Raw genomic sequence first — 13,192 nt, 5'->3', positions numbered from 1 at the left:
AAACCGCAATCCAGCATGGCGAATTTCGCGGCTTCCCCGATGGATGCGGGCCGCTAGGCTCGCGGGTGGGAGGACCAACCATGCCAATCTGGGCGATCATCGCCGCGCTCGCCGCCTTCGCGCAGACGGCCCGCAACGCCGGACAGAAGCATCTGGCGGGCTCCATGTCCGCCTGGAGCGCAAGCTGGGTCCGGTTCCTGTTCGGTGTGCCGTTCGCGATCGGCTACATGGCCTACGCGCTCGGCCAGCGCACCACACCGGCGCCGGAGGTCCATCTGGAGTTCTTCGTGTGGTGCGCCGGCACGGCGGTGGCGCAGATCCTGGCGACCGTGCTGCTGGTCATGCTGTTCGGCCTGCGAAACTTCGCCGTCGGCTCGTCCTACGCCCGCACCGAGACGATCCCGACCGCCATTCTCGGCTCCACCCTGTTCGGCGAGGCGATCGACGCCGCCGGCTGGACCGCGATCCTGGTCAGCGGCGCCGGTGTGATGCTGATCAGCCTGGCGCGGCAGGGCGTTGGGCTGGGCTCGCTGCTGGCCTCCGCCTTCAACCGGGCGGCCGGCATCGGTCTGCTCTCCGGACTGTTCTTCGCCCTGGCCTCGCTGTTCCTGCGCCAGGCCAGCCTGTCGCTCGGCGATGCCGACGTGATGACGACAGCGTCGATGACCCTGGTCGCGGTGATCGTGCTGCAGACCCTGGGGCTCGGGACCTACGTGGCTGTCACCCGGCCCTGGGAGATCGGGGCCATCGCAAAGGCTTGGAAGGCGGCCGTGTTCGTCGGCTTCACCAGTGCGCTCGGATCGGCGGGATGGTTCACGGCGATGACCATCGAGCGGGCCTCCTATGTGAAGGCCGTGGGGCAGATCGAGTTCGTGCTGGCGATCGCGGTCTCGATCCTGGTGTTCAAGGAGCGGCCCAGTCTGCGCGAGATGATCGGCATGAGCCTGGTCGCTGTCGGCATTGTCGTGCTGCTGGTCTTTGCCAGATGAGCATTGCCGATTAAAGTGCCGTCATGAGCGACGCACAGAACAACGACACTCCGCCGCCGACTTTCTGGCAACGCCCCGCCGTCCGGGGCGTCGTGAACGGCATCGTCTTCGCCGGGCTGCTATTGGTGATGCAGCTTAACGGCGTGTTTCAGCCGCCGCGCGAGCTGAGCGAGGAACTGATCACCCAGGACCTCTTCGCCGGGGTGATCTTCGGCTTCCTGATGTACGTGATCGAGCTGTGGAAGCGGCAGCGCCGGATCAAGGCGGAAACCGTGGCCCGGGAAACGGTCGAACGGCGCCTGGAACGGGAGTCCGATGACGACGAGGACGACGACGACCGCCCGTCGCGATGACCTCCGATCCGGCGATCCCTGCCCTGGAGCCACGGGGTGAGGGCCATTGCTTCGTGATCTACGGCGATGCCTGCGCCGGCGAGCCCGGCGGACGGCACGAGGCGAATTTCGAGCGGGTGAATTCGGTGGTACGCCGGTTCTCGCCCGCGCCCGAGTTCATCATCTTTCCGGGCGACGAGATCATCGGCCTGACGCGCGACGAGGCGGCCCTGCGGGCGCAATGGCGGCACTGGTTCGAGGTCGAGATGGCCTGGCTCGACCGCGACCGCATCCCGATGTTCCACACCACCGCAAACCACACGACCTACGACCCCATGAGCGAGCGGGTCTTCGCCGAGGTGATGGCGCATCTGCCGCGCAACGGCCCGCCGGGTCAGGAGGGGCTGTCCTATTTCGTGCGGCGCGGCGATCTGCTGATGGTCTTCGTGCACACCCTGTGGTCGGGCCTCGGCGGCGAGGGGCATGTGGAGACCGCCTGGCTGGACGCCACCCTCGCCGACCATGCCGATGCCCGGCACAAGCTCGTCATCGGCCATCATCCCGTATTCCCCGTGAACGGGTTCGAAGGTCCCTTCCAGCGCGAGATCGGCCCGCCCCATGCCGAGGCGTTCTGGCGGATCCTGGTGCGCCATGAGGTGGTCGCCTATCTGTGCAGCCATATCCTGGCCTTCGACGTTCAGGTGCATCAGGGCGTGCTGCAGGTGACGACCGCCGGTGCTGGAACCGCCCACCGCATGCCGGAGGGCGTGGAGTATCTGCATGCGCTGCAGGCGGCGCTGGACGACCGGGGCTTCCGGTTCCGGGCGGTCGACGACAGCGGCACCCTGCGCGAGGCGCTGTCCTGGCCTCCCATCCTGCCGCCGGTCGTCTGGTGGCAGGAGATGACGGCGGGGCCGGTGGCGGACACTCGGATCGCCGATGGGCCGCTGGACGCCTCCGTTCGGTGCTGGCGGATCTGCGGGCACGCGTCCGGCGGCGCGGCCCGGGCCCAGACACTGGTGGAAGGCAGCGCCGGGGACGACGCCGTGCCGCCGCTGTGGATCGGTCTGGCCGGTCCGGACCAGCGCCTGCTGGTGGTGCTGGGCTCGGCGCCGGGCCGCAGTCCCCATACCTGGTACGGCCCGCCGCTGCCGCCGGGCCAGCCCTTCGACATTCAGATCGCCCTGCACGGCGCGATGGGACCCGGCGGCCTGCTTTGGCGGTGGGACGAGGCCGCACCCTGGACCTCCCTGCGCGGGGCCTCGGCCCAGGGACTGGAGCGCGTCGCGCCCGTCACCGCCTGGACGGTCGGCCACACCGCGGTCTCCGCCGCCGACCGCCCGTTCCTCGGCTCCGAACTTCGGGTCTGGACGGCCCACGCGCCGCAGGGTGAAATCTAGGCAACGGACGAAGAGCCGACCCAGCCTGGAGGAAGCGAGATGATCAGCGAGGCGGATGCCGCGTTCTACCGCGAGAACGGATATTTGGTAGTCGAGAACGTCTATGCGCCCGAGGAGGTCAAGGCGATGCGCGACGCGCTGTCCGGCCTGATCGACAAGGCGCGCGGCCTGACCGACCATGACAGCATCTACGACCTTGAGCCGGGCCACACGCCGGAGAACCCGCGGGTACGCCGGATCAAGAAGCCGTTCGAGGCAGACCCGGTGTTCCGCGACATGGTCGAGCACCCCAACCTGATCTCGGTCCTGTCGAAGATCGTGTCGCCCGACCTGCGGCTGCATGGCGGCAAGATCAACATCAAGGCGGCCGAGTACGGCTCGCCGGTGGAGTGGCACCAGGACTGGGCGTTCTATCCGCACACCAACGACGACGTGCTGGCCGTCGGCGTGCTGCTGGACGACACGACCGAGGAGAACGGCCCGCTGATGGTCATCCCCGGCAGCCACAAGGGTCCGACCTACGACCACCACGTGGACGGCTGCTTCGCCGGCGCCATGGATCCCGGCGCCTGCGATATCGACTTCTCCAAGGCGGTGGCGCTGACCGGCAAGGCCGGGTCCTGCACCTTCCACCATGTCCGGGCGGTGCACGGCTCGGCGCAGAACACCTCCGGGCGGGACCGGCAGTTGCTGCTTTACCAGATCGCCGCGGCCGATGCCTGGGATCTGCGCGGCGTGCCGGGCGGCTGGGAGGAGAACGAGAGCCGGATGATCGCCGGCACCTCGACCCTGACCCCGCGGGTGGTCGACTGCCCCGTGCGCCTGCCGTACCCCAAGGCGAAGCGCGAGGGCTCGATCTACGAGAATCAGACGGCGCTGAAGAACCGCTACTTCGCCTTCGACCCGAAAGTGGGCACGGCGGCGGAGTAGGGGCGTGCACAACCGGCCGAACTTGCGTCTGTGACGCCGTCGGCCAACGGGAACCTCCGGTCGGGGCCGGCGTTTATCGGTCGGCTTCGATCGATTGATGCGAGGCTTCTCCGGAGGTCTCGTGTCCAGGAAAATCGCCATCATCGGGTCCGGCCCTACGGCCACCTACACCCTGAAATACATGATCGGCGCCGAGCCCGGTCTTGAGATCCTCATCTTCGAGGCGGGCCGACGCGCCGGGCCGGGCATGCCCTACAGCCGGCAGTTCAACACCCCGCAGGTTCTGGCCAACATCGCGTCGATCGAGATCCCGCCGCTGACCCGGACTCTGGTCGACTGGCTCGGTTCGCTTTCCGACAACCGGCTCGAAACGCTCGGGATCGACCGCCCGGAGATCGCCGACCGGGCTTTCTATCCCCGGGTCGTGCTGGGCGACTACTTCGCCGCCGAGTTCTCCGCCCTGTGCCGGGACGCCGTGGGACGGGGACATCGGGTGACGGTTCTCACCGAGCACCGGGTCGCCGATATCGTCCCCCGCAGGACCGGCTTCCAGATCGTTGCGGACACGGCGGCGGGCCGAAAGCGCTGCCGGGTCGATGCCGTGGTGGTCGCCACCTGTCATCGCCAGAAGACGACCCAGGAGGCGCCCTATCTCTATCGTTCGCCCTATCCGCTGAAGACTCTGGCTCTGGGGGAGGAGAGATCGGCGGCGATCATCGGCTCCTCGCTCAGCGCCATCGATGCCGCCCTGACCCTCGCGGCCCGGTATGGGTACTTCGACACCTGCAACGGGCGGGTGACCTATACGACGCTCTCCGAGCGGTCCCTGCGGATCGCTCTGCTGTCGCGCAAGGGACTGCTGCCGGAGGCCGACTTCTACTACCCGATCCCCGAGGAGCCGCTGGACATCTTCAGCGAGACGGCGATCGAGGCGCTGATCGCCAAGGGCAAGACGGGTCTGCTGTCCCGGGCCATGCGGCTGTTTCGCGCCCAGTTGCTGCAGGACGATCCGGCGTTCTTTGCCGAACTCGGGATCAAGCGCTTCACGCCCGAGGGATTGAACCGGGCGTATTTCGGCCGGCGGGAACAGAGCGACCTGTTCACCGCCACCATCGCCAATCTGGCGGAGGCTAGGCGCAATCACCGCGCCCGCAGGACCGTGATGTGGCGCTATACTCTGATGCGCGCCCACGAGATGTTCTCCCTGGTGCTTCCCTATCTCACCGACCGGGATCTGCGACGGTTTCACGACACGCTGAAGTCGGTATTTGCCGATGCCTATGGCTGCGTGCCCCATGCCTCCATCGCCCGGCTTCTGGCGATCAGACGCAGCGGCGTTCTGTCGGTCGTCGTCCTGGGCGAGCGCGGCCGTCTGGTGCGCCGGGACGGCAGGTTCGCCATCGACGGGGCCGGCGATGGCGAAACCTACGAAACGCTGATCGACGCCCGGGGTCAGCAGGCGATGACGCTGCATGATCTCGGCTTCGCCAGCCTGGCCGACGCGTCGGACGAGAGCGACCCCTTCCGCAAGAACCGGCGCAGCCGATCGGTCGACGATTTCCGCCTGCACCTCAGGCCCGGCCTGGCGCAGCAGATCTTCTGCGTGTCGCTGCCTCTGCTGCTGAAGCGGCATCCCTTCGCCCAGGGGCTGGTGTCGTCGGAGAATTTCGGGAAGGCGGTTGCCGCCGGTCTGTTGGGGACCCGCCCGATCCGTGCCCTCGGCGCCAGCGGGCGAAGCAAGATGGCGCAGGAGACGCGGCTGGCGGGATAGCGCGCGACCCGGAGCCGGACACCCGCACGTTCACGGTCTTTTCAATCCCCCACCCCCGGACTACGTTCTGAGGCCACCCGGCGCCCAGGAGAAACCGTGATCCATATCTCGAGCCAGTTCGACGGCGGCAACATCGAGGTTGTCGACGCCTCCGACCCCAGCGACATACGCCTCACCATCCGCAAGGACGGCAATTCCGACTTCTTCCAGTGGTTCTATTTCCGGGTCTCCGGTGCCAGGGGCGTGCCGCTGACCATGACCATCGAGAATGCCGGCGCGTCCAGCTACCCCAAGGGCTGGGAGGACTACCGGGCGGTGGTGTCTGAGGACCGCGCCAACTGGTGGCGCACCGAGACCCGATACGACGGCAGCCGGCTGACCATCACCCATACGCCGGAAACCGATTTCGCCTGGTTCGCGTATCTGGCCCCCTATACCCTGGAGCAGCATGCCGATCTGGTCGCCTTTGCCCAGGCGTGCGGAGCCGCGCGGGCGGAGCGATTGGGCTCGACCCTGGACGGCCGCGATCTCGACCTGCTGACCTTCGGCTCCGGCGAGAAGCCGCTGTGGATCATCGCCCGCCAGCATCCGGGCGAGAGCATGGCCGGCTGGTTCGTCGAGGGGATCGTGGAGAAGCTCTGCGACGCCCAGGACCCGGTCTCCCGCGCCCTGCTGTCGGCGGCGACCATTCATCTGGTGCCGAACATGAACCCGGATGGCGTCTATCGCGGCAACCTGCGGGTCAACGCCGCCGGCACCAACCTGAACCGCGAATGGCGCGCGCCGAGCCTGGAGAAGAGCCCCGAGGTCTACCACGTCGTCCGCAAGATGGAGCAGACCGGGGTCGCCATGTGCCTGGACGCCCATGGAGACGAGGGGCTGCCGTACAACTTCATCGCCGGCTACGAGGGCGTGCCCGACGCGACCGAGGCGCATCTGGCGCCGCTCAACCGGTTCCGCGCCGAGTTGGCGCGCCTGACGCCGGATTTCCAGACCGAGCACGGTTATCCCAAGGCGTCGCCCGGCAAGGGCAACCTGACCACGTCCACCGGGCATATCGCCAACACCTTCCGCTGCCCGGCGATGACGCTGGAGATGCCGTTCAAGGACACCGCGAACAACCCGATGCCTGAGGTCGGCTGGTCGCCGGACCGCTGCAAGCACCTCGCCGGGAAGTGCCTTGAGGCGATGCTGCTGATGATCGACGACTGGGGGAGTGGGCTTTGATCACCGTCTGGGGACTGAAGAACTGCGATACCTGCAAGAAGGCGCGCACCTGGCTCGAGGGCAAGGGGGCGAGCTTCGCCTTCAAGGATGTCCGCGCCGACGGGCTGACCGCGGACCGGATCACCGAGTGGCTGGCGGCGGTCGGCGCCGACACGCTGATCAACCGGCGCGGCACCACCTGGCGCGGCCTCCCGGCGGAAGTGCAGGCGGCGGCCGAGGACGACGACAGCGCCATCGCCCTGATGCAGGCCAACCCGGCCCTGATCAAGCGGCCGATCTTCGAGATGGCGGATGGCTCGGTGATCGTCGGCTTCGCCAAGGCCCAGCAGGACGCGGTGGAGGCGGGGCTGTGAGGCGCCGGCCGTGAGCGACGTCGCCGTCATCGGCGGCGGGTTGGTCGGCTCCGCCGTCGCCTGGGGCCTGGCGCGTGCCGGGGCCAAGGTCACCGTGCTGGACGAGGGCGATGACGCCTTCCGGGCCAGCCGGGGCAATTTCGGCCTGGTCTGGGTCCAGGGCAAGGGCGACGGGATGCACGACTACGCGTCCTGGACACGCCGGAGTGCCGAGGTCTGGCCGGAACTCGCCGCCGCCATCGCCGAGGAGGAGGGGGTCGATGTCGGCCTACGTCAGCCCGGCGGGATCGAGGCCTGCCTGGACGAGGAGGAATACGACGAGCGCGCCCTCTCGGTGAAGCGCATGCACAACCAGCCGGGCGTCGGCGGCAACGACGTGCGGATGATCTCCGCCGCCGAGGCGCGGGAGCTGGAACCGTCCCTGAGCCCCGATATCGCCGGGGCGAGCTACTGTCCCCATGACGGCCATGTCAGCCCGCTCTACCTGCTGCGCGGCCTGCATGCCGGGTTGGGGCGGTATAAGGTGGATCACCGCCTCGACCACAAGGTGGATCGGATCAGCCATACGGGCGACGGCTTCGCGCTGGAGACGGCGCGCGGCACCGTCCACGCCGACAAGGTCGTGCTCGCCGCCGGCCTGGGAAACGGCCGTCTCGGGCCGATGGTCGGGCTCGACGTCCCGACGGCGCCGGATCACGGCCAGATCCTGGTGACCCAGCGTCTGCCGCAGATGTTCAGCCATCCCATCGGTCGCCTGCGCCAGACCGAGGAGGGCTCGGTCATGATCGGCGCCAGCCACGCCCGGGTCGGCTACAGCACCGAACTGGACATCGCCACCTCGGCCAGACTCGCCGACCGGGCGCGGCGTCTGGTGCCGGCCCTGGGCAAGGCGCGGATCGTGCGGACCTGGGCGGCGCTGCGGATCATGTCGCCGGACGGCTTCCCGATCTACGCGGAGAGCGAGAGCTGTTCCGGCGCCTTCGTCGTCACCTGCCACAGCGGCGTCACCCTGGCCGGCGCCCACGCGCTGGACCTGGCCCCGACGATCCTGGACGGGACGTTCGCCGAGCGTTTCGATCCCTTCCATTTCCGGCGTTTCGTCACCTGAGGAGCCTGGGATGCCGTCGCTCGACACGCTGATCGTCTTCACCGTGGCCGCCGTGCTGCTGAACCTGTCGCCCGGGCCGTCGAACCTCTACATCATGGCCCGCAGCGTCAGCCAGGGGCCGCGCGCCGGGGTGGTCGCGGCAGCGGGACTGTTCACCGGGTCCTTCGCCCATGTCGCCGCCGCGACCCTCGGGGTGTCGGCGATCGTCATGGCCTCGGCCGAGGCGTTCACCGTGCTGAAATGGGCCGGGGCGGCCTACCTGATCTGGCTCGGCATCCAGCATTTCCGCGAGGCCGGCGGCCTGATCGTGCCGGTGGGCCGGGTGCCGGCGAAATCCATGGGGAAGATCTACCGGGAGAGCATTCTGGTGGAGGTGCTGAACCCGAAGACCGCGCTGTTCTTTCTCGCCCTGCTGCCGCAGTTCGTGGACCCGGCCGCCGGTTCGGTGACGGCGCAGAGCCTGATCCTGGGCCTGATCGTGGTGTTCACCGCCATTCCCTCCGACGTCCTGATCGCCTTCGCCGCCGGCGGCGTCGCCCGCAGACTGTCCGCCAACCCCTGGTTCGCCCTATGGATGGACAAGGTGTCGGGGGCGGTGCTGATCGGCCTCGGGGCGCTCGTCGCCGCCGGCGAGGCTCCTGAGAGTGCGAAATGACCTTTGCCCGACTTGCCGGCCCGACCAAGGCCGCCGCCGTCACCCTGACCGTCGATGGCCAGCGGATCGCCGCCCGCGACGGCGACACCGTTGCCGCGGCCCTGCTCGCGGCCGGCCGGCAGGCGATCCGACGCTCGGCCGTTACCGGGGAGCCGCGCGCACCCTATTGCCAGATGGGCGTCTGCTTCGAATGCCTGGTGGAGATCGACGGCGTTGCCGACCGCCAGGCCTGTCTGGTGCCCGTCCGTAACGGCATGGTCGTCGCCACCCAGCAGGGAGAGGGGTGATGCGCGACCTCGTCATCATCGGCGCCGGCCCGGCCGGGCTCAGTGCCGCCGCGACCGCCCATGCGCTGGGGCTCGATACGCTGATCCTGGACGAACAGCCGTCGGCGGGCGGGCAGATCTACCGTAATGTGGAGCGGGTGACCGACCAGCGGCCGGCCGATCTCGCCTTCCTCGGCCGCGACTACGCGCACGGCCGGACGCTGGCCCGGGCCGCGTCGGCCGTCGACCGGCGCCAGGGGGCGACCGTCTGGCATATCGGTCCGATGACGCGGACCGAGGGGCGCCAGGTCGTCTGGTCGGAAGAGGGAAAGGCGCAGAAGGTCAATGCCCGCGCCGTGCTGCTGGCGACCGGGGCGATGGAACGCCCGGTACCGATCCCCGGCTGGACCTTGCCCGGCGTGACCACGGTCGGCGCGTTGCAGACCGTGCTGAAACAGTCCGGGATCTTTCCGCGCGGCCGGGTCGTTCTGGCCGGGAGCGGACCGCTGTTGATGCTGCTCGCCAGCCAGTATTTTGCCGCCGGCATCCGGATCGAGGCGATCCTCGACACCACTCCGCCGGGCGGGCTGAACCGGGCGATGCTGTGGCTGCCGCTGGCGACGGTCGGCGCCCGTCGGGCCATCCTGAAAGGCCGCAGGCTGCGTGCCGTCTATGGCCGGGCCGCCCGCGAGGTCTGGCGTGGCGTGACCGGTATCCGGGCCGAGGGCGACGGCGCTCTGCAGACGGTCCGCTTCACCGATGCGAGCGGCGTCGCCCACGAGATCGCGGCGGATGCGCTGGCCCTGCATGAGGGCGTCATCCCCAACCCGCAGCTTCCCCGGCTGGTCGAGGCGGTTCATGACTGGGATCCCCGCCAGCGCTGCTTCCGGCCGGTGCTGGATGCCTATGGCGCGAGTTCGGCGTCCGGCGTGTATGTCGCCGGCGACGGCGGCGGGATCCTCGGGGCCGAGGCGGCCGAGGCGTCGGGCCGGGTGGCGGCGGCGACGGTGGCCCTGGGCCTGGGACGGATCGCCGAGGCCGAACGCGACCTGCGCGCGGCACCGGATCTCAACCGGCTGACGGGCCAGCGCTGGCTGCGCCGCTTCCTCGACGCCATGTTTCCGCCGCCGGACTGGATCGGCCGCATGGCCGATGCGACCACCGTGTGCCGCTGCGAGGAGGTCCGGGCCGCCGATATCCGCAAGGTCGCGGATCACGCCCAGGGACCGAACCAGCTCAAGGCCTATACCCGTGCGGGCATGGGGCCGTGCCAGGGCCGGATGTGCGGGCACACCGTCACCGAGGTGCTGGCCGAGGCCAAGGCCATGGCGCCGGGCGCTGTCGGCTACTACCACATCCGCCCGCCGGCCAAGCCGGTCACCGTGGAGGAAATGGCGGCGCTGGTGGAGTAGGCCTGCCGGGCCGAAGGTCTTGTTTCCAGTGTCGTCGTTAGCCCGGCAGACCCGCGGGTCGGGCCAGGGGGCTCGCCGGGATGACGGTCAGTTCGCAAGGAGCACCGGTTCCGGTGGCACCAGCTTCCGCTGGACAGGCCCTGTGGCTTCCCCTGCAATGGAGACATGGTCCGTGCGCTGCTCATCCTGGCGATGCTGTGTGCCGCCGTGTCGGCGCGGGCGGAGGAGGCCGTCGATCTCGAACTGGTGCTTGCCGTCGATGTCTCCGGCTCGATCGACACCTCCGAGGCGATGCTCCAGCGCCAGGGATACGTCGCCGCCCTGTCCAGCGACGAGGTGATCGCCGCGGTCACCTCGGGACCGCTGGGACGGATCGCGCTCGCCTATGTGGAATGGGCCGGCCTCGGGACGGCACGCACAGTCGTCGACTGGCGGATCATCGACGGCGCGGCTGCGGCGGCCGGGTTCCTGGCCGAGCTGGAGGGCAGGTGGCCCCATACCGGACGCCGCACCTCCATCAGCGGGGTGATCGAGCACGTCCTGCCGATGTTCGACGGGAACGGCTATTCGGGTAGCCGGCGCATCATCGACATCTCCGGAGACGGGCCGAACAACAACGGCATGCCCATCCTGACCGCCCGCGGCCGCGCGGCGGAGCGGGGGGTGGGCATCAACGGTCTGGTGATCCTGAACTACGACCCCGGCCCGCTCGGCTTTCCGGTTCTGGAGGACCTGGACATCTATTTCGAGGAATGCGTCATCACCGGCCAGGCGGCTTTCGTGCTCGCCGCGGACGGCTTCGCCGATTTCGGCCGGGCGATCCGCCGCAAGCTGGTGCTCGAGATCGCCGGGCTGGCGCCGCGCCGGCCATGGGTCCAGCGGGTGCAGGGATACGACTGCATGATCGGCGAGAAGCAGCTCCGCGAGTGGCTGCGCCGCTACCCGTTCGACCCCTGAAGGCCGCCCCTACTGCATGAAGCCGCAGCGGTAGAGCTGGACATGGAAGTCGCGGAGCACGCGCTCCCTTTCCGGTCCCGGGACGTGCGCCACGAGCTCGGACTCGAAATTCTTGCGGCGCAGGTGCTTCACCACGATGGCACGGGCCAGCTTCGAGGCTTCGCCCTCGGGCAGCATGTCGGGGCTGCACATGGACAGCAGCATGAAGGCCCGCACATGCAGCGGCCGGCTCGGATCGTCCAGCTTGTCGAGGATCTTGTCCTCGGTGATGTAGCGGGCCAGCAGATGATCGAGCCGGTTGATGATCCGCGTCTTCAGCGTGTCGTCCAGCGAGGAGTTCCGGAACTTGTGATAGACGGCGGTGACCGTCTGCATCTTCTTGTTGGGGGGACGGTTGTCGCGGATGATCTGTTTCACCGAGTCCGGTCGCACGAACAGCCCCTCGAGCTGCGTCGCGATCTCGTCCCCGATGATCTGCGCCAGCGAACTCTCCGACAGGGAGATCAGGTAGGCCGCCTTGCGTACCGGGTCCCCGAAGGTCGGAAGCAGGCGTCCCGTCGCCTCCCGCAGCCCGTTCACCCCGCCGCGGTTGATGATCCGGGACTGCCGGTGGGTCAGCGCCTCGGCCATCTGGCCGCCGCCCAGCAGGGAGTCCACGGGCATCAGGCGGTCGATCAGTCCCTTCAGCGCCTCCTCCTCCCCGCCGTCCTCGCGGGAAAGGGTCGACTTGCCTTCCATCTGGCGGCGGATCCGGTCCACCAGAACGATCTTGCTCTCGGGCAACGCGCCGGAGGCGAACAGCTCGGTCAGTCGGCCCGCCGTGGCTTCGGGCGCGTCATCGGGCTTGCCCTCGGCGGCCGCATCGAAGGAACCGTGGGCGAGCTCGATCAGCGCGCCGAGCGCGTCGGCGAGATTGTTCTGGGGGCCGAGCAGATCCTGCAGGGTCTCGCCGTTGCACAGCGTGTCGGAGATATAGATGTCCGCCGCTTCCCGGCCGAGCCTGCTCTCGCTCGGGGTCGCCCAGGCCACCGCCTGGCTCAGCTTGCCGAAATATGAGCGCTGCTGGACCAGTTCCCGGGCGATTGCGACGCGGATCAGATAGGCGCAATCCTCGTCGTCCGTGAGAGCCGAGAGCTTGTCGACCACGGCCTCGTAGCCGTCCCTGGCGATGGTCGGCAGGGTCTTTGCGGCCGCCGTGCGGGCCCGGTCGGACAGGGCGTCCAGGAAGCCGAACAGCGCGTCGCGCCGGGCCGCCGCGTCGCCGGCCTGCGGGTACGCCTTGGCCTGCAGGGAGGCGACCTTCCCGACGCCGGACATGATCAGGGTGTCGGCGTCCATCAGCCGGCGCAGCTCGCGGAATTCGTGCATCACCTCGCTGGCGGTGACGCCGTTCTTGTCGAGATAGCTGCGGAACAGGCGGTTCAGGACCAGGCGCCCGTCGGAGCCGAACAGCGCGTCCGCATCCTCGCAGAGCGGCGCGCTGTCCACCTCTCCGACCAGGATCTTGTCGCTGCCGCCGCTCTTGGTCTTTTCGAAGACGACCTGCTCGCGGGCGGTACTGCCCCGCGTCGTCTCCTTGATCACACGGACGCCCGTCACGCCCTGACGGTTCAGGACTTTCTTGGCGAGGTCTTCGGCTTCGGGCTGGCTATGCGCGCTGGAATCGATGCGCCACTGCCCGTCGCGCTCAAGATGGATTTCGAATATCTCGACTTTCGTAGCCATGTCCCACTCCGCGTGTCCCGCGGATCTCCCATGCAAAGCTTACGCCACGGTGGAAAAATAGCAATTG

General features: G+C 68.8%; 13 protein-coding genes. 12 read left to right on the top strand and 1 reads right to left on the bottom strand.

Going from position 1 to position 13,192, the window contains the following annotated elements; translation table 11 throughout:
* The first annotated feature begins 80 nt into the window (after nucleotides 1-80).
* The 12 genes from BLS34_RS19385 to BLS34_RS19330 all read left to right on the top strand — a co-directional run bounded on the left by BLS34_RS19385 (nucleotide 81) and on the right by BLS34_RS19330 (nucleotide 11,400).
* Entirely contained in the window at nucleotides 81-989 is a 909-nt protein-coding gene (locus BLS34_RS19385; RefSeq protein WP_093152963.1) for an EamA family transporter, read from the top strand.
* A 23-nt stretch (nucleotides 990-1,012) separates the two neighbouring features.
* Nucleotides 1,013-1,342, top strand: a complete 330-nt coding sequence (locus tag BLS34_RS19380) for a hypothetical protein (RefSeq protein WP_093152961.1) — start codon at nucleotides 1,013-1,015, stop codon at nucleotides 1,340-1,342.
* A complete protein-coding gene (locus BLS34_RS19375) occupies nucleotides 1,339-2,721 on the top strand; it encodes a metallophosphoesterase family protein (RefSeq protein WP_093152958.1) in 1,383 nt (460 codons plus the stop codon). The genes BLS34_RS19380 and BLS34_RS19375 overlap by 4 nt, the downstream gene beginning before the upstream one ends.
* 39 nt (nucleotides 2,722-2,760) lie before the next feature.
* A complete protein-coding gene (locus tag BLS34_RS19370) occupies nucleotides 2,761-3,651 on the top strand; it encodes a phytanoyl-CoA dioxygenase family protein (RefSeq protein WP_028795049.1) in 891 nt (296 codons plus the stop codon).
* 121 nt (nucleotides 3,652-3,772) lie between these two features.
* Nucleotides 3,773-5,422 (top strand): FAD/NAD(P)-binding protein, encoded by a 1,650-nt coding sequence (locus tag BLS34_RS19365; protein WP_175474305.1) that lies wholly within the window; start codon nucleotides 3,773-3,775, stop codon nucleotides 5,420-5,422.
* A 96-nt stretch (nucleotides 5,423-5,518) separates the two neighbouring features.
* Entirely contained in the window at nucleotides 5,519-6,649 is a 1,131-nt protein-coding gene (locus BLS34_RS19360) for a M14 family metallopeptidase (protein WP_093152953.1), read from the top strand.
* Entirely contained in the window at nucleotides 6,646-7,002 is a 357-nt protein-coding gene (locus BLS34_RS19355; RefSeq protein ID WP_093152950.1) for a Spx/MgsR family RNA polymerase-binding regulatory protein, read from the top strand. The genes BLS34_RS19360 and BLS34_RS19355 overlap by 4 nt, the downstream gene beginning before the upstream one ends.
* Nucleotides 7,003-7,012: 10 nt before the next feature.
* The gene (locus tag BLS34_RS19350) at nucleotides 7,013-8,110 is read left to right on the top strand and encodes an NAD(P)/FAD-dependent oxidoreductase (protein WP_093152948.1); all 1,098 of its coding nucleotides are present in this window, start codon (nucleotides 7,013-7,015) and stop codon (nucleotides 8,108-8,110) included.
* Nucleotides 8,111-8,120: 10 nt separating this feature from the next.
* The gene (locus BLS34_RS19345) at nucleotides 8,121-8,765 is read left to right on the top strand and encodes a LysE family translocator (protein WP_093152945.1); all 645 of its coding nucleotides are present in this window, start codon (nucleotides 8,121-8,123) and stop codon (nucleotides 8,763-8,765) included.
* The gene (locus BLS34_RS19340; protein WP_093152943.1) at nucleotides 8,762-9,052 is read left to right on the top strand and encodes a (2Fe-2S)-binding protein; all 291 of its coding nucleotides are present in this window, start codon (nucleotides 8,762-8,764) and stop codon (nucleotides 9,050-9,052) included. Before BLS34_RS19345 ends, BLS34_RS19340 begins: the two co-directional genes overlap by 4 nt.
* Nucleotides 9,052-10,443: an NAD(P)/FAD-dependent oxidoreductase gene (locus tag BLS34_RS19335; RefSeq protein ID WP_093152940.1), complete on the top strand. Its 1,392-nt coding sequence runs from the start codon at nucleotides 9,052-9,054 to the stop codon at nucleotides 10,441-10,443. The genes BLS34_RS19340 and BLS34_RS19335 overlap by 1 nt, the downstream gene beginning before the upstream one ends.
* 165 nt (nucleotides 10,444-10,608) lie before the next feature.
* Nucleotides 10,609-11,400 (top strand): DUF1194 domain-containing protein, encoded by a 792-nt coding sequence (locus BLS34_RS19330; protein ID WP_093152938.1) that lies wholly within the window; start codon nucleotides 10,609-10,611, stop codon nucleotides 11,398-11,400.
* 9 nt (nucleotides 11,401-11,409) lie between these two features.
* Here BLS34_RS19330 and BLS34_RS19325 read toward each other — a convergent pair whose 3' ends face one another.
* Nucleotides 11,410-13,125 carry a hypothetical protein gene (locus BLS34_RS19325; RefSeq protein WP_093152935.1) on the bottom strand — a complete coding sequence of 572 codons (1,716 nt, stop codon included), beginning with the start codon at nucleotides 13,123-13,125 and terminating at the stop codon, nucleotides 11,410-11,412.
* Nucleotides 13,126-13,192: the final 67 nt, after the last annotated feature.

It is taken from the genome of Thalassobaculum litoreum DSM 18839 (assembly GCF_900102465.1).
GTDB classification, from domain to species: Bacteria; Pseudomonadota; Alphaproteobacteria; order Thalassobaculales; family Thalassobaculaceae; genus Thalassobaculum; species Thalassobaculum litoreum.
The sequence above is the reverse complement of the archived record's forward strand: the minus strand, read 5'-3'. Positions and strand labels throughout refer to the sequence as shown.